At 71.1% G+C, this 22,895-nt stretch carries 23 protein-coding genes and 1 pseudogene; 10 read left to right on the top strand and 14 right to left on the bottom strand.

The genetic code is table 11. The features are described from left to right. The first annotated feature begins 249 nt into the window (after window positions 1–249). Window positions 250–876: a copper chaperone PCu(A)C domain-containing protein gene (locus ACFSL4_RS19875; protein WP_381084456.1), complete on the top strand. Its 627-nt coding sequence runs from the start codon at window positions 250–252 to the stop codon at window positions 874–876. Between the two features lie 117 nt (window positions 877–993). Here ACFSL4_RS19875 and phoP read toward each other — a convergent pair whose 3' ends face one another. Together phoP and phoR are read right to left on the bottom strand one after the other, a co-directional pair. Continuing rightward, the gene (gene phoP / locus ACFSL4_RS19870; RefSeq protein WP_464823599.1) at window positions 994–1,665 is read right to left on the bottom strand and encodes a two-component system response regulator PhoP; all 672 of its coding nucleotides are present in this window, start codon (window positions 1,663–1,665) and stop codon (window positions 994–996) included. A 5-nt stretch (window positions 1,666–1,670) separates the two neighbouring features. Next, a complete protein-coding gene (phoR, locus tag ACFSL4_RS19865) occupies window positions 1,671–2,942 on the bottom strand; it encodes a two-component system sensor histidine kinase PhoR (protein ID WP_381084454.1) in 1,272 nt (423 codons plus the stop codon). 248 nt (window positions 2,943–3,190) lie between these two features. Between phoR and phoU the strand changes: the two genes are divergently transcribed. The 5 genes from phoU (at window position 3,191) to ACFSL4_RS19840 (ending at window position 6,782) form a co-directional block, all read left to right on the top strand. Next, window positions 3,191–3,880 carry a phosphate signaling complex protein PhoU gene (phoU, locus tag ACFSL4_RS19860; protein WP_381084452.1) on the top strand — a complete coding sequence of 230 codons (690 nt, stop codon included), beginning with the start codon at window positions 3,191–3,193 and terminating at the stop codon, window positions 3,878–3,880. Between the two features lie 153 nt (window positions 3,881–4,033). Further along, window positions 4,034–4,186 (top strand): hypothetical protein, encoded by a 153-nt coding sequence (locus tag ACFSL4_RS19855; protein ID WP_381084450.1) that lies wholly within the window; start codon window positions 4,034–4,036, stop codon window positions 4,184–4,186. Between the two features lie 212 nt (window positions 4,187–4,398). After that, a complete protein-coding gene (locus tag ACFSL4_RS19850) occupies window positions 4,399–4,650 on the top strand; it encodes an SCO4226 family nickel-binding protein (RefSeq protein WP_381084448.1) in 252 nt (83 codons plus the stop codon). 194 nt (window positions 4,651–4,844) lie between these two features. Next, entirely contained in the window at window positions 4,845–6,185 is a 1,341-nt protein-coding gene (gene mshA / locus ACFSL4_RS19845) for a D-inositol-3-phosphate glycosyltransferase (protein WP_381084446.1), read from the top strand. 96 nt (window positions 6,186–6,281) lie between these two features. Further along, a complete protein-coding gene (locus tag ACFSL4_RS19840; RefSeq protein ID WP_381084444.1) occupies window positions 6,282–6,782 on the top strand; it encodes a type III secretion system chaperone family protein in 501 nt (166 codons plus the stop codon). Between the two features lie 36 nt (window positions 6,783–6,818). Here the strand turns inward: ACFSL4_RS19840 and ACFSL4_RS19835 are convergent, their stop codons facing one another. Continuing rightward, window positions 6,819–8,072, bottom strand: a complete 1,254-nt coding sequence (locus ACFSL4_RS19835) for an MDR family MFS transporter (protein ID WP_381084442.1) — start codon at window positions 8,070–8,072, stop codon at window positions 6,819–6,821. Between the two features lie 175 nt (window positions 8,073–8,247). Between ACFSL4_RS19835 and ACFSL4_RS19830 the strand changes: the two genes are divergently transcribed. After that, on the top strand, window positions 8,248–9,009 hold the full coding sequence (locus tag ACFSL4_RS19830; protein WP_381084440.1) for a phosphoglyceromutase: 762 nt from the start codon (window positions 8,248–8,250) through the stop codon (window positions 9,007–9,009). Here the strand turns inward: ACFSL4_RS19830 and ACFSL4_RS19825 are convergent. The 3 genes and pseudogenes from ACFSL4_RS19825 to ACFSL4_RS19815 form a co-directional block, all read right to left on the bottom strand. Next, window positions 8,984–9,298, bottom strand: a pseudogene (locus tag ACFSL4_RS19825) (ribosomal protein L7/L12); the annotation flags it as partial. The gene ACFSL4_RS19830 and the pseudogene ACFSL4_RS19825 overlap by 26 nt on opposite strands. A 161-nt stretch (window positions 9,299–9,459) precedes the next feature. Continuing rightward, the gene (locus ACFSL4_RS19820) at window positions 9,460–10,863 is read right to left on the bottom strand and encodes an FAD-binding oxidoreductase (RefSeq protein ID WP_381084438.1); all 1,404 of its coding nucleotides are present in this window, start codon (window positions 10,861–10,863) and stop codon (window positions 9,460–9,462) included. 387 nt (window positions 10,864–11,250) lie between these two features. After that, window positions 11,251–11,700 carry an NUDIX domain-containing protein gene (locus tag ACFSL4_RS19815; protein ID WP_381084748.1) on the bottom strand — a complete coding sequence of 150 codons (450 nt, stop codon included), beginning with the start codon at window positions 11,698–11,700 and terminating at the stop codon, window positions 11,251–11,253. A 167-nt stretch (window positions 11,701–11,867) separates the two neighbouring features. Here ACFSL4_RS19815 and ACFSL4_RS19810 point away from each other — a divergent pair, with 167 nt between their 5' ends. Then, complete coding sequence (locus tag ACFSL4_RS19810; protein WP_381084436.1) at window positions 11,868–12,056, top strand: hypothetical protein; 189 nt, start codon at window positions 11,868–11,870, stop codon at window positions 12,054–12,056. Window positions 12,057–12,575: 519 nt separating this feature from the next. On the opposite strand, the gene ACFSL4_RS19805 is transcribed toward ACFSL4_RS19810, so the two are convergent. The 4 genes from ACFSL4_RS19805 to ACFSL4_RS19790 all read right to left on the bottom strand — a co-directional run bounded on the left by ACFSL4_RS19805 (window position 12,576) and on the right by ACFSL4_RS19790 (window position 17,119). Next, a complete protein-coding gene (locus ACFSL4_RS19805) occupies window positions 12,576–12,899 on the bottom strand; it encodes a hypothetical protein (RefSeq protein WP_381084434.1) in 324 nt (107 codons plus the stop codon). Window positions 12,900–13,644: 745 nt separating this feature from the next. Then, window positions 13,645–14,130: a hypothetical protein gene (locus ACFSL4_RS19800; RefSeq protein ID WP_381084432.1), complete on the bottom strand. Its 486-nt coding sequence runs from the start codon at window positions 14,128–14,130 to the stop codon at window positions 13,645–13,647. Window positions 14,131–14,340: 210 nt separating this feature from the next. Further along, window positions 14,341–16,644, bottom strand: a complete 2,304-nt coding sequence (locus ACFSL4_RS19795) for a transglycosylase domain-containing protein (protein ID WP_381084430.1) — start codon at window positions 16,642–16,644, stop codon at window positions 14,341–14,343. A gap of 40 nt (window positions 16,645–16,684) precedes the next feature. Beyond that, window positions 16,685–17,119: a hypothetical protein gene (locus ACFSL4_RS19790; protein WP_381084428.1), complete on the bottom strand. Its 435-nt coding sequence runs from the start codon at window positions 17,117–17,119 to the stop codon at window positions 16,685–16,687. A 294-nt stretch (window positions 17,120–17,413) separates the two neighbouring features. Here ACFSL4_RS19790 and ACFSL4_RS19785 point away from each other — a divergent pair, with 294 nt between their 5' ends. Both ACFSL4_RS19785 and ACFSL4_RS19780 read left to right on the top strand, forming a co-directional pair. Further along, window positions 17,414–17,914 (top strand): hypothetical protein, encoded by a 501-nt coding sequence (locus tag ACFSL4_RS19785; protein WP_381084426.1) that lies wholly within the window; start codon window positions 17,414–17,416, stop codon window positions 17,912–17,914. 46 nt (window positions 17,915–17,960) lie between these two features. Then, a complete protein-coding gene (locus ACFSL4_RS19780) occupies window positions 17,961–18,164 on the top strand; it encodes a hypothetical protein (RefSeq protein ID WP_381084424.1) in 204 nt (67 codons plus the stop codon). A gap of 132 nt (window positions 18,165–18,296) precedes the next feature. Here the strand turns inward: ACFSL4_RS19780 and ACFSL4_RS19775 are convergent, their stop codons facing one another. From ACFSL4_RS19775 to ACFSL4_RS19760, 4 genes are all read right to left on the bottom strand, one after another. After that, window positions 18,297–19,943: a PhoX family protein gene (locus ACFSL4_RS19775; RefSeq protein WP_381084422.1), complete on the bottom strand. Its 1,647-nt coding sequence runs from the start codon at window positions 19,941–19,943 to the stop codon at window positions 18,297–18,299. A gap of 521 nt (window positions 19,944–20,464) precedes the next feature. Then, a complete protein-coding gene (locus ACFSL4_RS19770) occupies window positions 20,465–21,004 on the bottom strand; it encodes a hypothetical protein (protein ID WP_381084745.1) in 540 nt (179 codons plus the stop codon). Window positions 21,005–21,095: 91 nt separating this feature from the next. Then, window positions 21,096–21,521, bottom strand: a complete 426-nt coding sequence (locus ACFSL4_RS19765; RefSeq protein WP_381084420.1) for an SPW repeat protein — start codon at window positions 21,519–21,521, stop codon at window positions 21,096–21,098. Between the two features lie 109 nt (window positions 21,522–21,630). Continuing rightward, window positions 21,631–22,578, bottom strand: a complete 948-nt coding sequence (locus ACFSL4_RS19760; RefSeq protein ID WP_381084418.1) for an MIP/aquaporin family protein — start codon at window positions 22,576–22,578, stop codon at window positions 21,631–21,633. Window positions 22,579–22,895: the final 317 nt, after the last annotated feature.

Genomic DNA, 22,895 nt, shown 5'->3' with positions numbered 1-22,895 from the left:
AGGTCAAACGGCTGATCGGACACCACGGGGACCGCGCACCGCGGCGGGGCGCACACCCCGCCCCGGGGCGGTCCCCGGGCCTGCGCCCGGGCCGGAAGTACCCCTGCTCGGGCGAAGCCGACGGCTTGGGGAGGGTCGGGTGCGGCGGCGGAAGGGCGGCTCGGTACCCTAAGGCCGCTGACAGACACTTAGGGCGGCTTTATCAGGGGGTCGCCCTGCTCCGCCCACGTTCAAGGAGTTGCCGCCGCCGTGAGCAGCAGCCTTCGACGCGGCGCCCTCGCCGCCGCCGCCATCGCGTTCTCCATCTCCTCGCTCGCCGCGTGCGGGGCCGGCAACAACAGCCAGACGCTCCAGATCAAGCCGGACAACGCAGCGACCAGCGTCGGAAGCATCAAGGTCCAGAACGCCGTCGTCATCACCCAGCCCGACCCGCAGTCCACCGGCCCGGCCGTGATCTCGGCGACCGTCTTCAACAACAGCGGAACGCCCCAGACGCTGGACTCCATCACGATCGACGACACCGGCAAGACCGCCGACCTCAGCCCCGCCTCGGGCAAGGGCAAGCTCACCGTCCCGGCCCACGGTTCCGTGGTGATCGGCGGCAAGGGCAATGCCTCCGCCGTGATCGAGAGCAGCCGCGAGGCCATCCAGGACGGCAACGCGCAGAAGATCACGTTCAGCTTCAGCAAGACCGGCGATGTGAGCCTGCGGGCGTTCGTCGTCCCGGCCACGAGCTACTTCGACAAGTGGGGACCCAGCAGCATCCCGTCGCCGACCGCCACCGAGGCCGGGACCTCCAGCCCGGGCACGGAGACGACCGGCACCCCGACGGGCGAGGCGACCTCGACGGCGACCGCCACCGGCACGGCCGGCTGACGGTCTCCCGGCCGCACCCGCACGACGGAGGGCGGCACCCCGGCCGGGGTGCCGCCCTCCGCTGTGCCTCAGACGCACCGCGCCACAGACGCACCGCGCCGCAGACGCGTCCGCGGCCTACGGCTCGAACTTGTAGCCGAGGCCCCGGACGGTCACCAGGTAGCGCGGGGCACCCGGGTCCGGCTCGATCTTGGCGCGCAGACGCTTGACGTGGACGTCGAGAGTCTTGGTGTCTCCCACGTAGTCGGCGCCCCAGACGCGGTCGATGAGCTGCATACGGGTCAGCACTCGGCCGGCGTTGCGCAGCAGCATCTCCAGGAGGTCGAACTCCTTGAGCGGCAGGTCGACCTTGGATCCGGACACCGTGACCACGTGGCGGTCGACGTCCATGCGCACCGGCCCGGCCTCCAGGGCGGCCGGCGCCACCTCCTCCGGCTCGCCCCGGCGGCGCAGGACCGCCCGGATCCGGGCGACCAGTTCCCGCGAGGAGAACGGCTTGGTGACGTAGTCGTCGGCTCCTATCTCCAGCCCGACAACCTTGTCGATCTCGCTGTCCTTGGCGGTCACCATGATCACCGGGACGTTGGAGCGGCCGCGCAACTGCCGGCAGACCTCCGTGCCGGGCAGACCCGGCAGCATCAGGTCGAGCAGGACGAGATCGGCGCCGTTGCGCTCGAACTCGTCGAGACCGTCGGGCCCCGTGGTCGCGATGGCGACCTCGAAGCCCTCCTTGCGGAGCATGTAGGACAGGGCGTCGCTGAAGGACTCCTCGTCCTCGACGACGAGCACTCGGGTCACGGAAGGACCTCCGGGGCGGGAAGCGGTTCGTACGGGGATGAGACGGTGGCCGTCCCGTCGGGCCGGCCGTCCTCGTCTTCGAGGTCGGACGGGTGTTCGGTCGCGCGGTCGCGGGCGGCACCCGCCTCCGGCAGCCGCAGGGTGAAGGTGGAGCCTTGGCCCTCGGAGCTCCACACCGTGACCTCCCCGCCGTGCGAGGCGGCCACGTGCTTGACGATCGCCAGCCCGAGACCCGTGCCCCCCGTGGCACGGGAGCGGGCCGGGTCGACACGGTAGAAGCGCTCGAAGATGCGCTCCTTGTCCTTGTCGGAGATGCCGATGCCCTGATCGGTCACGGCTATCTCGATCATGTCGCCGCCGGGCGCGGACACCCGGCGGGCGGCGATGCCGACGCGGGTGCGGGCGGGCGAGTAGTTGACAGCGTTCTCGACGAGGTTGCCGAGGGCGGCGGCCAGCTGGCCCCGGTGGCCCCACACACGCAGATGGGCGGTGCCTCCGGCGGCCATGGTGATCTGCTTGGTGGAGGCGGCGTGCCGGCAGCGGTCGACGGCCTCGGCGACGAGTTCGTCGACGCGCACGGACTCGGCGTCCTCAAGGGGGTCGTCGTTCTGCACCCGCGACAGGTCGATGAGCTCCTGCACGAGATTGGTCAGCCGGGTCGCCTCGACCTGCATCCGGCCCGCGAAGCGCTCCACGGCCTCGGGGTCGTCGGAGGCGTCCATCACGGCCTCGGAGAGCAGCGACAGGGCGCCCACCGGGGTCTTCAGCTCATGGCTGACGTTGGCGACGAAGTCGCGGCGCACCGCCTCGATCCGGCGGGCCTCGGTGAGGTCCTCGACCAGCAGCAGCACCAGCCGGGAGCCGAGGGGAGCCACCCGCGCGGACACGGCGAGCGCCTCTCCCCCGCGCCCGGTGCCGCGGCGCGCCAGGTCCAGCTCGACCTGGCGTATCTCGCCGTCCCGCCGGGTGTCGCGCGCCATCCGGAGCATGGGCTCGACGGAGAGCCTGCCCCCGCGCACGAGGCCGAGGGCGTACGCGGCGGAGCTGGCCTTCACGACGGCGTCGGCCTCGTCGAGCACGACCGCCGAGGACCGCAGGACGGACAGCACGGTGTCCACGCCCGGCGGGAGCACGGGGTCGGTGTGCAGGGAGGTGCGGGTAGGGCGTTTCTGGTCGCGCTCGCTCCAGCGGAACGCCAGCATGGCGATGACACCGGTGAGCACACCGGCGATCGCTGCCGCTGCGGCGACCGCCGCGTTCACGTCCACGCGTCCAGGTTAGGCACGCCCCGACCCCTGGCCGAAGCCATCGGAGTGCGACCTCGAACACTCGTCGCCCAGAGTTCACCTTGGAGCCAGTGATGGTTCATTTGGGGTGACGGAAACCGTCGCGTACGGGCCGGAACGTGGGAGCGTGGGGTGCGTGGAGTGCCGTGTCCGTCGTGTCGGCCATGGCGATGACGGGACCCCGGCCCCGGCCTCCGGGCCCCGAAGAGACATGAGAGAGGGACACCCTGATGCGGGACGCGTACCACGAGGAACTTGACTCGATCGGCGAGGGCCTGGTCGACATGGCCCGGCTCGTCGGGTCGGCGATCGGGCGCGCCACGACCGCCATCCTCGACTCCGACCTGAAGCTGGCGGAGTCGGTGATCGAGGGCGACAAGAAGATCGACGATCTCCAGCACGACCTGGAGGCGCGCGCCATAGCCCTGCTCGCCCGCCAGCAGCCGGTGGCGACGGACCTGCGCATAGTCGTCACGTCGCTGCGGATGAGCGCCGACCTCGAGCGCTCGGGCGACCTGGCCCAGCATGTCGCGAAGCTGGCCCGGCTGCGCTTCCCGGAGCGCGCCGTTCCGCACGACCTGCACGCGACCATCCTGGAGATGGGCCAGCTCGCCCAGCGCCTGATGGCGAAGACGGCCGAGGTCATCGTCACCAAGGACGTCGATCTGGCGATGCAGCTGGAGCAGGACGACGACGCGATCGACCTGCTGCACCGCGCGCTGTTCCAGCACCTCATGGACGACCGCTGGAAGCACGGCATCGAGACCGCCGTGGACGTCACCCTGCTGGGCCGCTACTACGAGCGCTACGCCGACCACGCGGTCGCCGTGGCCAAGCGCGTGGTGTACCTGGTGACGGGTGAGCACGCGGACGAGCTCCAGCCGGAGATCCAGCCGGTGACGGGGGCCGAGGGCGCCTGACGGGCCCGGGTCCACCGGGCTCCAGGGGGCCCGTACGGGCCCCGGAGAGCCCGCCCAGGGCGCGTGCAAGCATCTGTGCGCCGTTGATGCGCCCGGCGGAGTGGGCGTGAAATGGGTGACAGGCACCAGTCTCGACAGCCTTGAGGAGGGCCCATGGCCGAGACCCCCAGCGCCCCCGACCCCACGCAGGAGCGCGAGACCGAACAGCCCGCCGAGATCAAGAGCCTGCCACTGGTCGGCGCGTGCGGCTGCGGCTCCGGCTGCGGGTGCGGGTGCCAGTCCGGCGCACCGTGCCAGTGCGGCTGACGGCGGACCCGAAGATCCGGCGGAGCGAGGAACACCGCACGGCGACGAGTACGACGACGAGGGGCCCGGCCGCGTGCCGGGCCCCTCGTCGTCGTACGGGCGGGATCCGGCGGGCCCCTCCGCCCTGCGCGGCGGCCGTTCGCAGCCGACGCCGTCCGAGTGCAGCATGGAAGGGAGAACAGGCCGAGCCCACCGAAGGGAAGTGCGGAGCCATGACCCAGTTCATCGACGTCCACCACGGGATGAAAGGCATCACGGCCGACCAGCTGAAGCAGGCCCACAAGGCCGACCTCGCCATAGAGAAGGACGAGGGCGTGCACTTCGAGAGGGCGTGGGCGGACCCGGAGTCCGGAATCGTGTACTGCCTGTCCGAGGGCCCCTCGGCCGAGGCGGTCCAGCGCATCCACGAACGGGCCGGCCACAAGGCCGACGAGATCCATCCGGTGCCGCTGTCCATCTGGTGACCGGCACGTGAAAGCGGACCGATTTCTCCCCTCCCCCGCACACAGCAACCACTCGAACGGTTGAGCGAAGAAAGGTAATGATTCGGCAAAGCCGCCCGTGCGGGAAATGGGACGCCCGGCTCCGGCGTTCGCATGCCGTAGGGGCGCTGTGCGCCGCCCCCGCACAGCATGCCCCCAGCAAGGAGGAACGCCACGTGAGCCAGTACGCCGGCAGGCTCGGGCGTCGCTCCCCGGCAGCTCCCCCGCGGCTCCGCCTTCCGCACCGCAGGCCCCGCCGCGTGGCCATGCTCTCCGTGCACACCTCACCGCTCCACCAGCCGGGCACGGGCGACGCGGGCGGCATGAACGTCTACATCGTGGAGCTGGCCCGGCGCCTGGCCGCGATCAACGTCGAGGTCGAGATCTTCACCCGCGCGACCACGGCCGCGCTGCCGCCGACCGTCGAACTCATCCCCGGCGTCCTCGTCCGGCACGTCGACGCCGGCCCGTACGAGGGCCTCGCCAAGGAGGACCTCCCCGCCCAGCTGTGCGCCTTCACCCACGGCGTGATGCAGGCGTGGGCCGGCCACCGGCCCGGCCACTACGACCTGGTGCACTCCCACTACTGGCTCTCCGGCCACGTCGGCTGGCTCGCCGCCCAGCGCTGGGGCGCCCCCCTGGTGCACGCCATGCACACCATGGCCAAGGTCAAGAACGCCGCCCTCGCCGCGGGCGACACCCCCGAGCCCGCCGCCCGCGTCATCGGCGAGACACAGATCGTGGCCGCCGCCGACCGGCTCATCGCCAACACCGACGAAGAAGCCGCCGAACTCGTACGGCACTACGCCGCCGACCCCACCAAGGTCGCCGTCGTCCACCCCGGCGTGAACCTGGAGCGCTTCCGCCCCGCCGACGGCCGGGCCGCCGCCCGGGCCCGGCTCGGGCTTCCGCAGGACGCGCTCATTCCGCTGTTCGCGGGGCGCATACAGCCGCTCAAGGCGCCCGACGTGCTGCTGCGGGCCGTCGCCGTACTCCTCGCCCAGCGCCCCGGGCTGCGTTCCCGCCTCGTCGTCCCCGTCGTCGGCGGCCCGAGCGGCAGCGGTCTCACCAAGCCGGAAAGTCTGCAGAAGCTCGCCGCGCGACTGGGCATCGCGGACGTCATGCGCTTCCGCCCACCGGTCCGGCAGGACGAGCTCGCCGACTGGTTCCGCGCCGCGTCCGTGCTGGTCATGCCCTCGTACAGCGAATCCTTCGGGCTCGTCGCCATCGAGGCTCAGGCCACCGGTACGCCGGTGCTCGCGGCCGCGGTCGGCGGGCTGCCGGTCGCCGTCCGGGACGGCCGCACCGGATTCCTCATACGGGGACACGATCCCGCCGCCTACGCGCGCGTGCTGCGCGCCTTCGCCGACGACCCGGGGCTGACCGACCGCATGGGCGAGGCCGCGGCCCGGCACGCCGAGTCCTTCGGCTGGGGCACGGCCGCCGCCGCGACGGCGGAGGTGTACACGGCGGCGATGCAGTCCCACCGGCGCCGGGTGCGCACGCACCACGACTGACGTCCCCACGGCACCCGCGCGCGCCCCGCCCGGTGTCCGTCGCGCCGCCCTCACCGGCCCCGGCAGCGGCCGCAACCCGTCGCGTACGCTCCCAGCATGTCTGAGGCACAGCGAGCGGCACAGGTCATCGAAGAGGTCCTCAAGGACGCCGAGCTGGAGTGGGAGAGTCCGCGGGCGCGCTCGTACGTCGTGAAGCTCCCCGGGACGCGCAAGCTGTCGACCACCGTCTCGCTGATCGTCGGCAGGCACTCCCTCTCCCTCAACGCCTTCGTGATCCGGCGCCCGGACGAGAACGAGTCCGGCGTGCACCGCTGGCTGCTGGAACGCAACCTCAAGCTGTACGGGGTGGGTTACGCCGTCGACCCGCTCGGCGACATCTATCTGACCGGCAGGCTGCCGCTGGCCGCGGTCACCGCGGACGAGGTCGACCGGCTGCTGGGCTCCGTCCTGGAGGCGGCGGACGGAAGTTTCAACACCCTTCTGGAACTGGGCTTCGCCTCCGCGATCCGCAAGGAGTACGCGTGGCGGGTGTCGCGCGGCGAGCCGACCCACAACCTGGAGGCGTTCCGGCATCTCACCGAGCGCGCCGAGAGCTGACCCCCGGCACGCCCGCCGCCCGTCGCGGCGCGTCACTCAGGCCGAGCCGACCTCGGTCCCGGCCGCCTCCAGGCGCGCCCCCGCCGCCGGCTCCTGAGCCGGGAGACGGCGCATCAGCGCCCCGTACCCCGCCGCGGCGCCCGTACCGAGCACCGCGCACACCCCCCACAGCCATATGGCGCCGAACCGGTCGATGACGAAGCCGGACAGCAGCGGGCCGACCAGGGCGGCCACCGACCACGACAGGGTGTACATGCCCTGATAGCGGCCGCGCCCGTGCACCGGGGAAAGGCGCACGACGAGACCGGTCTGGGTCGGCGCGTTGACGATCTCCGCCAGCGTCCACACGCACACCGTCAGCACGAAGACGCCGACCGACCCCGCGAAGGCGGTGAGCCCGAAGCCGTACCCCGCGAGCAGGGACGAGACCACCAGAAGCCGACGCGGGTCGCGGTGCTCGATGACACGGGTGACCGGGATCTGCAGCACGACGATCAGCACACCGTTGACGGCGATCGCCATACCGTAGTCCGCGGGCGTGAACCCGGCCCGGCCCATGGCCACCGGCAGGCCCACGTAGGCCTGCTGGAAGATGAGCGCGACGAGGAAGCACAGACCGACCACGCTCATGAAGCGGCCGTCGCGCAGAACGGTGCCGAGACTCACGTCCGCGGCGGCCTCCTTGCCGGCCCGCACCGGCCGTGACTCGGGCAGCTTCACGCAGACGACGACCGCGCAGAGCATCGTCATCCCCGCCTCGATCATGAACCCGGCGAGATAACTGACCTCGGCGACGAAGCCCGCGGCCACGGAGGAGACGGCGAAACCGAGGTTGATCGCCCAGTAGTTGAGGGAGAAGGCCCGGACCCGGTCCTCGGGCCGGACGATGTCGGCCATCATCGCCTGCACGGCGGGGCGGGAGGCGTTGGCGGCCATCCCCACCAGGAAGGCGACGGCCGCGATCGCGACCGGGTCGCGCATGAAGCCGAGCACGGCGACGGAGAGCGCGGTGGACGACTGGGCGACGAGAAGGGTCGGCCGCCTCCCGAGCCGGTCGGTCATCACGCCCGCGCCGAGGGAGGAGATCACACCGCCGAGCCCGTGCAGCGAGGCGACGAGGCCGGCGTACGAGGCGGAGTACCCGCGCTCCAGGGTCAGGTACAGGGCCATGAAGGTGGCGACGAAGGCGCCCAGCCGGTTGACGAGCGTGCTGGTCCACAGCCACCAGAACTCGCGGGGGAGACCGGAGACGGTCTGCCGGGCAGCGTGTTTCAAGGTGGCGAGCGGCATGAGAGGTCCCCCACGGATGTAAGTGGCTCAAGCGGTATCCACAACTTACGAGCGCCGGGCTCCGGACGGCCACCCGATTAACAGATGCCGTCAACCGACGCACCGCCGAACGGGCCGACGTCCGCCAGGCGGGCACGGGCGCGAGCGATCAGGGGGTTCGATTACGCTCGGGGCCATGGCCGACGCACCGTACAAGCTGATCCTCCTCCGCCACGGCGAGAGCGAGTGGAACGCGAAGAACCTGTTCACCGGCTGGGTGGACGTCAACCTGAACGAGAAGGGCGAGAAGGAGGCCGTCCGCGGCGGTGAGCTGCTGAAGGACGCCGGCCTGCTGCCCGACGTGGTCCACACCTCCCTCCAGAAGCGCGCGATCCGCACCGCGCAGCTCGCGCTGGAGGCCTGCGACCGGCACTGGATCCCCGTCCACCGCTCCTGGCGCCTGAACGAGCGTCACTACGGCGCCCTCCAGGGCAAGGACAAGGCGCAGACGCTCGCCGAGTTCGGCGAGGAGCAGTTCATGCTGTGGCGCCGGTCCTACGACACCCCGCCGCCGCCGCTGGAGGACGGCACGGAGTGGTCCCAGTCCGACGACCCGCGCTACGCGTCGATCCCGCCGGAGCTGCGCCCCAGGACGGAGTGCCTGAAGGACGTCGTCCACCGCATGCTCCCGTACTGGTACGACGGCATCGTCCCGGACCTGCTGGCCGGCCGCACGGTCCTGGTCGCGGCCCACGGCAACAGCCTGCGCGCCCTCGTCAAGCACCTGGACGGCATCTCGGACGCCGACATCGCGGGCCTGAACATCCCGACGGGCATCCCGCTGGCGTACGAACTGGACGCCGACTTCAAGCCTGTCACCCCCGGCGGCACCTACCTGGACCCGGAGGCGGCCGCGGCAGCGATCGAGGCGGTCAAGAACCAGGGCAAGAAGAAGTAAGTCCGCACGAATAGGCCCCCTTCCTGCGGTATCTCCGCAAGTAGGGGGCTTGTTGCTGCACTGGGGCCGTCTTGGGGCCGTGAACTGCTCGACCGGGCCGCCAGGCGACAGGGCCGGGCGAGTGCGGCTTCGTCCGCTGCCTCGCCTCCGCCTGCGCTCCCGCATCCCGGAGGGCCGCGACCGCGATCTCGGCGTTCTCTTCGGGTATGCCGTCGAGGATCACGACGGGGGCTTGATCCGCCAGAACCTTGCTGCGCCAGAGGCTCAGTCCGGTCAGCCGGCGTACGACCTGGACGACATGGCCTTGTTCACCAGCTTCAGCTTTGACTGCACTTGTTCAGCACTTCGGGAGGCGCTGAAGCAACGTTGTGTTCGATCTTCACGAGAAGCGACAGCACGCCGCCACGGGCCGGGGGGGGCGCCGGCGCACGCCCCGGCAGTACGGCCGATTCACGGCCTGCGCGCGGCCGGTGCGAACAGACCCTCCGGGTCGTACGCGGCGCGGATGCGCTCGAGCCGCTCCTCGTGCGAGCCGAAGACCGCGCCCCGCAGCTCGCTCGCGTCCTCGCCGAGCCCGGCGAAGTTGACGTACGTCCCGCCGCTCGAGAACGGCTTCATCGCGTCCCATGCCGAGCGCGCCCACCCGATCGCGGCCTCGTCCAGAGCGGGATCCCGCCAGCCCGCGTCGATGCTCACGTTGTAGCGCGCGGACCGGTGCGCGAACGCGCTGTCATCGGGGCCCACGCGCGCCACAGCGCCGCCCAGGGTGCGGATGACGATCAGGCTCTCCGGAGTCGGCCGCCGGGAGTCCCAGTCCACCAGGGTCCGGATGGCCTCGTCCGTCAGGTCCTCCATGAAGTGCGACTTCATGAAGTAGCGTTCGCCGTCGGGGAACCGCCAGGTATTCGCGCTCTGCAGCGTGACGTACGGCACGGTTCCGCTCAGGTCCATGAGCGGAGGGCCCAGTTCGCGCTGCGGCGCCAGCGCGGCAGTGGCACCGTCGCCCGGCGGGCCGCCGTACACGGCGCCGACCATCACGCAATGCGATCGGTGCAGTTCCTGCGGGATCGCAGGGTCGGCGGGGACGCTCCAGAGCAGGATCTCCGGCGTGACCGTCTCTGGCGCGGTGTACGTCGCATCCCGCCAGGCCCGCAGCACTTCCTCGGCGCGCTCGTACGGGTGGAGAACCAGCACCCCGGCCACCTCCGGACCGAGCGGATGAAGGCCGAACTCGAAGGACGTGACGACTCCCAGGCCCCGGCCCCCGCCTCGCGCGGCCCAGAATATGTCAGGCTCCTCCTCCCGGCTCGCCGTGCGCACCGTGCCGTCCGCGGTGACGATCTCCAGCGAGCGGACGCTGTCGCAGCTCAGCCCGAACGTCCGCATCACGAACCCGAGGCCGCCGCCGAGCGTGAGACCGGCGATCCCGGTCGCTGAGATCTCCCCGCCAGGCGTGACCAGCCCGTGCAACTGGGTCTCACGGTCCAGTTCGCCCCAGGTCACGCCCGCCTGGGCGCGCGCGGTCCGGGCCGAGGGGTCGACGTGCACGCCTTTCATGTGCGACAGGTCGATCACCAGCCCGTCGTCGCACACGGCGCTCCCCGCGACCTGGTGCCCGCCGCCGCGGATGCTCACGACCGGCCGGTGCTCGCGCGCGGCCGCCACCGCCTCGACGACGTCGGCGGTCCCGGCGCACCGGGCGATCACTGCGGGCCTGCGGTCGATCAGCCCGTTCCAGACGGCCCGCGCCTCCTCGTAGCCGGGGTGACTGCGGTCGATCACCTCGCCGCGCAGCGAGGACCGGAGCCGTTCGGCCAGGGCCTGTTCGCGTGCCTCTGCCTGCTCGCTCGGCATGGGTCTCACCTCTCCCGGGCGCGCGGTGTGAGCTGCTCCTCGTTCCACGCTATGCCGGGGCGGACACCCCTGCATTGTGGCGAGGCCGCCCCGATCCGGCCCAGACAGGTGCCGCTTGAGGACGCGAAGTTCCCCCACAGCTCAGCCCAGCAACCGCCCGGAAGTAACCCGATCTTCCCAAGCTGAGAGCGCGAGTTCGATTCTTGTCACCCGCTCCAGGGGCGGTGTGACCCGGCACGGGCGCTGTCCTCACTGTCGGCCGGCGCCCGTCTCCTTGGCTCGGTCGTGGAGACTCACGGACCGTGCACCCGGTGATTGACCGCCCGACGGGCGACGGCAACAGACTGAGGGGGCGTCCCTACGAGATCCGTCGGGTAGCTCCGCCTCTCAGGCGCCCCAATTCCCGGCGTATTCCCGTAGGCGGTCGGCGAGTTCGGACGGATGGAGTTCGAGTGCACTCACGACTGACGCGTCCGACGCGACTCGCACCGGCGAGAAGTCGCCTATGTCGGGATCATCGAGCTCAGGACCGCTGCGGCGGTCCAGAGCCATGTCAAGTACGTCAGCGCGAAAGCAGTGCTGTACAACGGTTCCCTTTTCATCCGGTTCGGTCAAGGTCAGGAACTCGGTCACAGGGCCGGTCGTGGCACCGATCTCTTCCATCACTTCGCGGCGAAGGACCGCTTCAAAGTCGGCGTCCCCAGCTTCAACGCCCCCACCGACGGTCGTGGCCCGGTGAGCACTCGCGTCGGCGCTGCGGCAGGTGGGATTGCGTCGTCTGCACCTGCAGGGTGCCCCCTCCGGTTGAACACCGTCCGATCGGTCCCGTCCGGCGATGGCCCCGCGACAACGAGCTCCCCGTCCTCACCGTCCTTCCCTCTCCTCCCGTCGTGCCCCCTCCTGCCGTGATGACCGTCCCTCCCGTCCCGCCCCGCTCTGCCTGTCGGGCCGACAGGTCCGGGCGGACCAGAAGGACCGGAGGGGCCGGGCGGCCCCGGGGGGCCGTGCTCGATGCCGTTCGCCTGGAGGTCGATGCGCCGTGCCCGGAGTTCGTCGATCTGCTGTTGGTGGGCTACGAGCACAGCCGACTGCGCAACGACCACGACACTCAGCACCGCGCCGAGCACAGGGCGGCGCCGCGGGCTGCGCACCGCCTCGTTTTCGCCTCTCATGCCATTCCTTACGCTGTGTGACAGAGACTGTGCAAATGGCGGGGTCTCGGGGAAGGCGGACCACACGTCGAGTGCCTGTCCGGGGCGACCTCGAACGCCCCGAGTCCACCGGTCACTGCGCGGAGGCCCTGAAACACGTCACCGGCGAAGCCCGGGCGAGCACATGGACCTGACAGAAAGGCCCTCCGCGGACTTTGAGTTCAGCGACCGTCACAGCACCCAGGCCATGCAGCGGCTCAACACCTTCCAGAGCATGACGGAGGAGCTGCCCGGAAGCGCCCTGAACCCGCATCCCCACTACGCCCGAGATCCGGTGCCCCGGCAGGCGACGTCTGCCCGTCAAGGAGTGGCGTCGTGAGGGTCCCCCCGGTCGAGCGGAGCCAGGCGTGGGGGGAGCGTGCTCTGGGCGTGCCGGCCGGAAGTCCGCGTACCGGACGTACCCGGGCTTTCGGCAGGTGCGGCGAGTGGGGGTGCCCCTGCTCGAAGAGCCCGGGGAGCGCGCCGGGCGTCGCGACGGGGCGAACGATGCCTGTTGGGGCACTAGCTCGGCCCCGGCGGGACGACAGCGTTCTGACCGTTCTGGCCGTTCTGGCCATCCTGCCCGTTCTGCCCGTCCTGCCCGTCCTGCCCGTCCTTCCCGTCCTCGCCCGGCGGGCCGATGGGGCCGGCCGGACCGGGAGGACCGGAGGGGCCGGACGGACCGGGAGGACCAGGCTTGAGGTGCTCTCGGAGGTCGATGGGCTGTGTCTGCAGGCTGTCGATCTGCATTTGCTGGGCGATGAGTGCAGCCGACTGCGCTACGAGCGCGACGGCCAGCACCGTGCCGAGCACAAGAGGGCGCCGCGGGCGCAGCGCTTCAATCACGCTTCTCACATCGTCCCTCACTTTGTGTGACGGCGAAAGTGTAAGGGACGGGGATTCGGGGGAGGCGGAGCACGTCGAGTGTCTGTCCTGCGGCGACCTCGAAGCGAGTACCGAGCCCGCGGCACCGGGGTGACCTGATCTCTTGACCACGCTGCGGAAGTCGGCGGCGGATGTGCGACTTGCACCGCTGCCGCACCAGAGCCAGTGCGAAGCAGCGGGGAATCACCGTGAAGCAAGCCGAGCGCGCAGGAGCCGTACAACGGCCATTCACCAGTCGGGCCGGTCGCCGCCGTCCGGTACGGCTCGCGACGGGGTCGGCCCGTCAGCTTTCGGCAGTGCGGCACCGTGAAGCGGTGCGCTCCTTTCCGAGGGTGATCGTCTTCTCACCCGGCGCCCGCCGGACCCGGCCGACCCCACGCATCGCATCGAGCGCCGACAGGGGGGCGCACATGCCCCCGTATACCCGATGGGGCGGTGCCGGGCGGGGAACAGCGGGGAATGACGGCGCGACCACCCCGGACGTCTGCACGTCAGCGTCACAGCACGGCCGAGACCGGCGGAGGTGGCGGCGAAGTTCGTAGCCGCCCAGCGCTGACGCCGAGCGGTGCGAGCGGTGCGAGCGGTGCGAGCGGAGAGGACACCCGGGCCGCCCGTGAGCATGGGCCGAGAGATGCGGAAACCGCCGGGAGGGGGACCTTCGGCGGGCCGGTGGCGTGGCGGCGGGAGCCCCTCCGCACGGAGCGCGTCAGGCGTAGGTCCACCGCCACGCGTTCGAGCGGTAGGTGCACTTGATCCGCGCGCCGCTCTCGGTGGTCGTGACGGCGCCGTGGTCGCTGTTGCGGCAGTACTGCCCCGCCGAGTAGCAGTTCCCCGCGTTGGAGACGATCGAGCAGGTGCCGATGCCGTCCTGGCCACTGCTTCCGGTGCCGGCCGCCTTGGCGGTGGCCGTCCTGGTGACGGTGACCGTTGGACCGGGCCTGGCCTCGGCCTTGACGGTCTCGGTGACGGTCGGGCCGGGCCTGGGCGTGGCCGTCACGGTCGCGGTTATGGTCGTGGCGGGCTTGACTCTGGCCTCGACGGGCTGCTGTCCACTGTTCCCGGCGCCGGCGATGAGCGCGCCCGCGAGGAACAGGCCCGAGCCGCCGAGCCAGACGCGCTTGCGCTTGCGGAGCGGGCGGGTGTCGGGCCGGCGTGGCGCCGGCGGCATGGGTGTGGTGTACGGATCGGCCATCTCGTCCCCCCAGCGCGGTTCGCGTGGAGCGACCGTAGTGCCCGGCGGGACGGCATGTGGAGGGGTCGTGTAAGAGGTGACCGTTCTGTGATGGTCGCCGTGTCGGCACTCCGCGCAGCGGCACCGGCGGCGCCCTTGTCCGGAAGCGGTGGTCTCCGGCAGCGGCACCTCGTGCCGTACGGCCATGTGCCGCTGCGTCGTGTCGGGCGATCAGCGGCACTTGCGGTGGTGGCATGTGCTTCGGGTCGTCGGGGTGTGCTGGGTGGTGGTCGGTGCCTTCTTGCCGGTGCTGCCGGGGCGTTTGCCGGGGGGCGTGGACGCAGGCGGTGAGGGGGCGCCGGGTTCGTCGGTGCCGTGGCCCAGGGAGGCCGGGGCGGGGAAGGGGACGTCGGGCAGGCCGGCGAGGGCCTGGCGCATGTACTCGGCCCAGATCTCGGTGGGGATGTCGCCGCCGAACACCTTCTGCAGGCCGCCGACGCCTATCAGGGACTGCAACTGCGGATTATTCGGGTCCTCTCGGAAGAGGACGACGGAGGTGGCGAGTTGGCGGGTGTAGCCGACGAACCAGGCTGAGCGGAAGTCGTCGGTGGTTCCGGTCTTGCCTGCCGCGGTCCTGCCGAGGGCCTGCGCCTTGGTGCCGGTGCCGCGGACGATGACGCCCCGGAGCACGTCGGTCACGTTGTCGGCGACCGCCGCCGGCAGGGCCCGTACGGGGGCGGGGGCGGCGAAGCCGGGCAGTACCGTGCCGTCGTGGGTCACCCTGGTCACCGAGTACGGGGCGGTCTGCGTCCCGCTGGCGGCGAAGGTCGCGTAGACGCCCGCCATCCGGATCGCGCTGGGGGTCGAGGTGCCGATGTAGAAGCCGGCGCTGGGAGCGGCGAGGCTGCCGGGGCGCAGGCCGAGGGCTTTTGCCGTCCTCGCCACGTTCCCGTAGCCGACGTACTCCCCCAGTTGCACATACGGCGTGTTGACCGACTGCTCCATCGCCTTGCGCAGGTCGATGTAGCCCCAGCGCTGGTCGGTGTCGTTGTGCTGGTGGAGGAGCCCGGTCGGGTCGTTGGTGTCCGTGACGTAGTTGCCCTGCTGATCCTTGATCTTGATGCCGTCGTCGCCGTTGAACGTACTGGCCGGCGTGATCGGCTGCGGGGCCCGGCCCGGGCGCAGTACGGCTCCGTGCTGGAGCGCGGCGGCGAGGACGACGGGCTTGAAGGTCGAGCCGACCGGGACGCCGGAGGTGTCGGCGTTGTCCGAGTAGTGGGCCCGGTCGTAGCCGGAGCCGCCGTAGACGGCCAGGATCCTGCCGGTCGTGGGCTCCACCGAGGCGGCTCCGACCTGGACGTCCCGGTCGACCGGCCGGTGAGCGGGGTCGAGCCGTTCCTTGCGCACCCGTGCGACGGCCCGGGACAGTTCCGCCGTCTTCTTCCTGTCGAAGGTGGTGTGGATCTGGTAGCCGCCCCGGCTCAGACTGCTGTCGGTGATGGCCGGGCTGTGCGCCTCGGCATACGACTTGGCGAGCTGGACCAGGTAGCCGGTCTGGCCGGTGAACCCCGAACCGGGGGTCCACTTCCTGGGCACCGGGAAGCCGTCGGCCGCGTACCGGGCCCGCTGCCCGGGCGTCAGCCTGCCCGTCGTCACCATGCGGTCGAGCACCCAGGACCAGCGTGCTTGCGCCCGTGCCCTGGCGGTGGGGTCGGAGTCCGCGTACTGGAAGAGGCTCGGCTCGTTGACCGCTGCGGCGAGAAAGGCTCCCCGGCTCGCGTCGAGCTTCTCCACCGGGAGGTTGTAGTACATGCGGGCGGCGGCCTGGATGCCGTTGGCCTGGCGGCCGAAGAAGCAGGTGTTCAGGTATCCCTGGAGGATCTGCTGCTTGGTCATCACGGCGCCGATCTTTGAAGAGATCAGCAGTTCCTTGAACTTGCGTGAGATCGTCTGCGACTGGTCGAGGTAGGTGTTCTTGACGAACTGCTGGGTGATCGTCGATCCCGACTGGACGGAGCCGCCCTCGGCCATGTGGACCAGGGCACGGAGGATGCCTTCCGGGTCGATGCCCGGATCGGTGTAGAAGGACGAGTTCTCCGCGGCGATGAAGTCCCACTGCACGTCCGCGGGCACCTGCGACAGGCTGACGTTCTGCCGGTTGATGCTGCCGTCGGTCGCCAGGACGGTGCCGTCGGACCAGTAGTAGACGTTGTTCTGCAGCAGCGTCGAGGGATTCGGGTCCGGGATGGTGACCGTGGCGTAGGCGTATCCGATGGCTGCCGCGGTGCCGCCGAAGCAGAACAGGAAGAGCGCCAGCAGCTGGCGCACCGACGGCAGCCAGCGGCGCAGGCCCGTCCTGCCCCCGCGTGGGTAGTCGATCCATCGTTTCTTCTGCGGCGCCCCTCTCCGGGCGCGGCGTGACCCGCCCGGTTCGCGGGTGCGGTGCCGTGGGCCGCGGCGGCCCGTGGCATGGTCACCCGCGGCACGGTTGCCGGCGATGGAGCGCTGCGGCGGTCGGCGCCGGTGTCCACTCATGGGCTCGGATCACTGTCCTCTCAGTACCACTCAGTACCGCTCAGTACCACTGCGTCGGTTCGTGCGATGCGGGCAGCCGGACGCCGTCGTACAGGGCCGGATGCGGGAACGCGTCGTACGGGGCCGCGTACGGGAAGCGGTACGGGGCCGCGTGCGCGAGAACGTCGCACCGGGCCGGATGCGGGGCGGCGGGCTCCGGCGGAGTGAGGTCGTTCCTCGCCGACTCGCCCTCCGGTTCGGCCGGGACCGGTACGGCATGGCCGGACGCGTCGGGTTCCGGGGGCGGCACGGCGAAAGGCGGCACGTCGGGGGCGTCGGCGTGGAAAACGTCCCACGCCACCACGGCCGTCGCCTGGTCGGCGGCGGCACTGCGGCCGTGGTCGTACGCGTACGGCGGCGCCGGGTACGCATACCCGGACGCGTACCCGGCGCCGCCGTACGGATCCTCGCCGTACGCTTCGACGCTTCCGTCCACACACTGCACGAGTCGTGTCCCCTGTCCTGGCCGACCGACTCGGTCAACCGGAATAAGAGAGCGGACTCGGCCGGAAGTGTTACACCCTGCCCCGGCCCCGGCGGCCGGACGCCGTCGCTCCTCGTCGCCGACGCACGTGTCCCAGACGTTCTTGTCCCACCGGGCGTTCTACGTCCGGGTCCGGGCCCAGATGAAATGAGCCCCGGTCCACTGACACAGGGTGTCAGTGGACCGGGGCTAGCTTTCCCGCCGGGCGTCCGCCCAGAGAACGACTCACGGCGAAGGACCAGCACCTTGGACCAACCATCCGGCCACAGGCCCGGTATCGGCGATTTCGACTTCCTGGTGGGCACCTGGGACGTGGCGAACCGGCGGCTCGTCGCACCGCTGACCGGCGGCGGCGAGTGGGACGAGTTCCCGGGCACCGCCGTGTGTCACGGCACGCTGTTCGGCGGGGCCGCCAACCTGGACGAGATCGCCTTCCCGGCCAAGGGGTTCTCCGGCCTGACGCTCCGGCTGTTCGATCCGGTGCGCGAGGAGTGGTCGCTGAACTGGGTGAGCAGCCGTACGGGCCTGCTGCAACCCCCCGTCCACGGCCGGTTCGGCGACGACGGGCGCGGCGAGTTCCACGGCGACGACACCCACGACGGCACACCGGTGCGGTGCCGCTTCATCTGGTCCGGCATCACCTCGGCGTCGGCCTACTGGGAGCAGGCGTTCTCGACCGACGGCGGGGCGAGTTGGGAGACCAACTGGACCATGGAGCTGCGCCGTTCCGAAGGGGTTCCGGGATGACCGGGGCGGCGGCGCCGGTGAGGTGCCGCGGCGCAGCCTGGTGGTCGTGTCGGGGCTGTCCGGCCTCGCCCTGGCCGTCACGGCGGCCGCCGGTGTCGGGCCGCGGCCGCTCGTACTGCTCACCGCGGGATCGTTCGTGACGGTGTACGCGCTGGACACCGCCGCCGCCCTGCGGCTCCTGCCGCGGGCGGTCTGGCGCGCCGCTCCGCGTTCCTCGTGCTGGTGGCGGTCGCCGCACTCCTCGTCATGACGGGCCGTTACCTGCTGTGGCCGCTGCTCGTCACCGCGGGGGCGCTGTCCTGCCTGCGGTGGCGATCCCCGTCGCGGGCGCCGGTGAGAGGCGACCGCGACGGGGATGGGGAAGGCGAGCCGGGTCGCGCCCCTACCGGTCGGCCGGGGTGATCTCCCACGTGGTGTTGTCACCGTGCTGCTGGGTCCAGAACATCCGCCAGCCGTCGTGGAACAGCCTCGGCACCCGGGCGCCCAGGATGCCCCCGGGGCCGGGGTCGCCGTTGGAGACGTGGATGCCGGTGATCTCGTTGTCGCCGTCGTTCTGGAAGCCGCCGCCCGCCGAGGACAGCATGTTGTCCAGGGTCGCGGAGGGGTCGCGGCCCTCACCCAGGAAGCGCACCGGCTGCCTGCCGTGCGAGTAGTCCGCGCTGGTGTCGAAGACGAACCCGGAGTCCAGCGCGCCCCGCTGGGCGTGCAGGGTGTCGCCGGCGTCCTCGACGAAGGCGACGTGGGTGCGGTCGAGGAAGGTCACGTTGTCGAGGCCGGTGTGCTCCTTGTCACCGGCGTAGAAGACGCTGAGCCTGCCCTCGTCGGAGCTCGGGTCGCGCTGGGTGAGCTTGTAGAGGGTGCCCCAGCCGCCGTAGCCGGCGTTGGCCGTGGCCTCGGTGTTGGTGTCGCCGGTGGCGTCGAAGTAGAACTCCCGGAAGTCCGTACCGGGGCGGAACTGGCCGTTCTCGGGCCGCTTGAACGGGGTCGCGTGGGCCGCCTTGGCCAGGGCGTTGGCGTCGAACGCCTTCCCGCTGGTGTCGGACCTGGTGTCGTGGATGGTCACCCAACGGGTGCGCAGGGAGGGACCGTAGGTGCTCAGGTCCTTCTGGTCGTCGGTGAACGCGCCGCCGGTCGGGTGCTCGGCGTCGACCTTCTGGTACTCGATGGGGGAGCCGCTGCGGCGGGAGGTCACCTGCAGGGCCTGGAGCCTGCCGCCCTTGGTGAGGTCGCGCTTGTTGTACGGCACGAGCCGGTAGACGAAGCTGCTGGGGACCTTCGTCTTGGTGGCGACCGAGGTGCCGCCGGTGTCCTCGATCATCCACACGTTGCCGGCGGAGTCGTTCTGAATGCCCTCGTAGCCGGCCCGGCCGGTGACGAAGGAGATGTCCTCGACCTTGGAGCCGATGTCCGGGGTGGCCTGGAGAACGGCGCCCTTGTTCCCCTTCTCGGCCGTGAGCAGCAGCCGCTTGGCCCAGGGATCCCAGGTGGCGCCGTCGATGGTGGGGAGAGGCGTGCCGTCGGCCTGCTTGGTGGCCAGCAGCGTCACCCGGTGGGCCGGGTCGGCGTCCAGGTTGATCCTGGTGATGTACCCGCTTCCGCCGCCCTCGTGACCCTGGAACAGGAAGCGCGTGCCGTACGAGTAGGAGGCGTCCGCGCCGTGCTGGCCGGTCAGCCTCAGGTAGACGTTCTTGTCGGGCTCCGTCTTGCTGGCCTCGACCTTCACGCCCGGCGCCTGCGTGAGGGCGGGGTCGGGCAGCAGCGTGCCGTCGCCGAGGTAACCGTAGTACGGGACCTGGTCGGTGGGGTTCTCCAGCTTCAACGAGCCCTGGGCGACGGGGTGCTGGGTGAGCTGCGGCGACAGGAGGTTCGGCGCGGTCACCCCCCGTACGTCGGTCACGGCCTGCACCGACGACCAGGCGGCCACGCCGCTGCTGGCGTCGGCGGAACCGGGGGACAGTGCGAGGCCGGCACCGACCACGCCGGTCGCCACCGCTACCGCGACGGCGGTGCCACGTCTCTTCTTGGCCATGTGCGATCACCTTCCGGATGAGCAAGTGCACACAGTCAAGACACAGTCGCCGTCGCAGAATGGCTGCGTCGATGTCGGTCGGATTGACACCATGTGAACATTGCGACGGTCCTGCCGACCCGGCTCGCGCGGCGCAGTGCGGCGCACGACCCCTTCCACCTGCGGTGCGGGGTGTCCTTCAGGCGGGGAGCCGGCGGTCGAGACAGGTGCGCAGGCCCGTCGGGCGGGCGCCGCGTGCGCATGGGCGAGGCAGCCGTCGGGTCGTACGAGGCCATGGGCGACATCCGGCCACGCGGTGTCCGCGTCGAGCCGGCGGACGCCGACGAGGCCGTTCCGCCCGGGCAGGACCGGGGAGAGGTCCGCGTCGCTTCACAGAGGGGAGGGGTGAAAGGGGCCCGCCAGCAGGAGGTGGGAGCCGGCAGGGCGACCCGCGCCTGGAGCCAGCGTGGCAGGCCGGGCAGCCGGTCCCGGCCGGTGGGATTCCGGTGGGCGGCGTCCGGCGGCCGCACGGCGAGCATGCGTCAGGTGGCCGGCGTGCCGAGCGGGAAGAAGAACAGCATTCCGACGGCACCACGAGTCCGGTGCCGCGCTCGACGGCGGCGCCCCGCCCGGTCGGCCGCTCCGAGAGAACGCGTTCGGTCTCCGCCCGGGAGGTCTCCTCCTGGGAGGTCTCGTCTGGGAGGTCTCCTCCTGGGGGGGCTCTCGTCTGGGGGCTCTCGTCCTGGGAGGTCTCGTCCTGGGAGGTCTCGTCCTGGGAGAGGAACAGCAGGAAGCGGTAAGCGGTGTCGGTGCGGCCGATGTCGGACAGCAGCCGATCTCGGACAGCAGCAGGCGAGCCCCCGCCGGGGCAGACGCATCATCCCCGACTGCACCGCCGGATCGTGCCGGGCGACCGGTTCGCCCGTCACCCCGAAGGACGCCGGCATCTCCAGGGTGCGGGGCCGGGCGGCCGGCGCCCGCGACTCCCGCACCCGGTCGGGGGAGCGGCCGACGATCCGGAACGCGGCGACGTACGAGCGCAGTTGCGCGGCGAGCGCGGGACCTGAGGGCCCTGCCCCCACCACCAGCACGTCCAAGGGTGCGTCATGGGACCACGGTCACGGCAGTACCAGGCGGGGCTGGGTCGACAGGTCGGTGGTGTGGTGTCAGAGGTCAGACCCGTCGCACGCGCCCCATCGCGGTCGTCGCCAGGCCCAGCAGGACGGCCACGGCCCCGGTGATGATGTTGCTGAGGATGACCTTCGTCGTCGTGGGAGCACCCGCGACGACCCAGGGGCTGATGATCGTCCAGACACCGATCGCGGCCGCGACCCACCCCATGCCGTAGGTGCGCTCGTACACCGAGCCGAAGCCCACCGCCAGAACAGCCAGCGCGATGCCCGTGACCAGGTTGCTCACCGTCAGGGTGGAGCTGGCGTTGAATCCGATGACCCACGGCGAGATCGCCAGGTAGAGCCCCGCCAGGAGGCTCAGGCCCTCCGTCGCCTGGGCGGCCGGCCGCGCGGATGCCTGCTCGTAGCGGGCGCGCAGGGCCACGATGTCGGGGTGATGCTCGATGCGTGACGGTTGAGTGACCACCTCTGCCACTCCCTTCAAGGTATTTTGGGGATTTTGCCCACGGGTATCCCAATACACCGGATTGAACCGTTGCACACGGCAAAGACCGGTGAGGGGCATGCCCGGCCCTTCACTCCTCGTCCGTCGTCGCCACGAACCGGGTCCGTCCGGGCTCCGGGACCTCGGCCAGCTCCGCCCGGACGAGCAGGACGTCGCCGATGAACAGGTCGTAGACCAGCACCCCGATCACGCCGCCGATCAGGGGGCCCACGAGGGGAATCCAGAAGTAGTCGCGGAAGGAACCCGCGAGCGTGCCGGGCATCGCGAGGTCCCGCCAGCCCGCGGCCCAGGTGAACAGGCGCGGGCCCAGGTCTCGCGCCGGATTGATGGCGTACCCGGCGTTCGCGCCGTACGACATGCCGATCGCGGCGACCGCGAACCCGATCAGCAGCGGCCCGAGGTTGGCCCTCACCGCCGTGTTGCGCAGGTCGATGACCGCCACGACGAACATGACCAGGAAGGCCGTGCCGACGATCTGGTCCACGAGCGGGCCCCAGTTACCGCCGTGGAAGTAGGGCGCCGGGAAGGTCCCGAAGATCGAGAACGAGGCGAGGGTGTGCCCGTTCGTCTTCGGCCCCTTCATGGCGAGGTCGAAGGTGCTGATCGCGTCGCGGTAGACGCCGTACACCAGGGCGGCCCCGACGAACGCGCCGGCCACCTGCGCCACCCAGTACGGCACGACCTTCGCCCAGGGGAATCTCCGGCGTACCGCGAAGGCCAGCGTCACCGCCGGATTGATGTGCGCGCCGCTGACGCCACCCGCGACGTAGATGCCGAACGCCACGGCCATCGCCCAGCCCCAGGTGATCAGGAGCCAGTCCCCGGCGCCGACGAAGATCGTCGTGGGTCCCGCGGTACGGCCGGATCCCGGAAGCCCGGCCACCGCCATGGCGACCGCGCCGCATCCGAAGGAGACGAGGACGAACGTCCCCAGGAACTCGGCGAGGCATTCGCCGAACAGGCCTCCTCGGCTCCGGAGCCGGGAAGGCCGTACCAGGGGCGGAATTTCCACAGCCATGTTGGACCCCTCAGGGACTGGTCCGGCCAGTGGCGGTTCTTCTCCACCGCTCAGCGGTCCCCGACACGGCCGACGCACTTCCGGCACAACCTGCTGTTTGCACGCGGGCGCCCGACCGGGGCCGACTATTCAAACGCGTGTGCTTCTGTCCGTAGCCGCAGGCCGGGCACACACCTGAGTATGGCTCACGGACCGGCACCTCGCCTTTCACGGACGTCCGTCCCGGCACCCGTGGAACCGACGCCACCGGTGGGGCAGTCTGTCTCCTCGTGGCAGGCATTCCGCAGCAGAACGGGTCGGGTGACGCCGTCGCGCAC

It is taken from the genome of Streptomyces caeni (assembly GCF_042678285.1).
Taxonomy (GTDB): domain Bacteria; phylum Actinomycetota; class Actinomycetes; order Streptomycetales; family Streptomycetaceae; genus Streptomyces; species Streptomyces caeni.
Note: the sequence above shows the minus strand (reverse complement) of the source record. Positions and strands in the feature narration are given on the sequence as shown.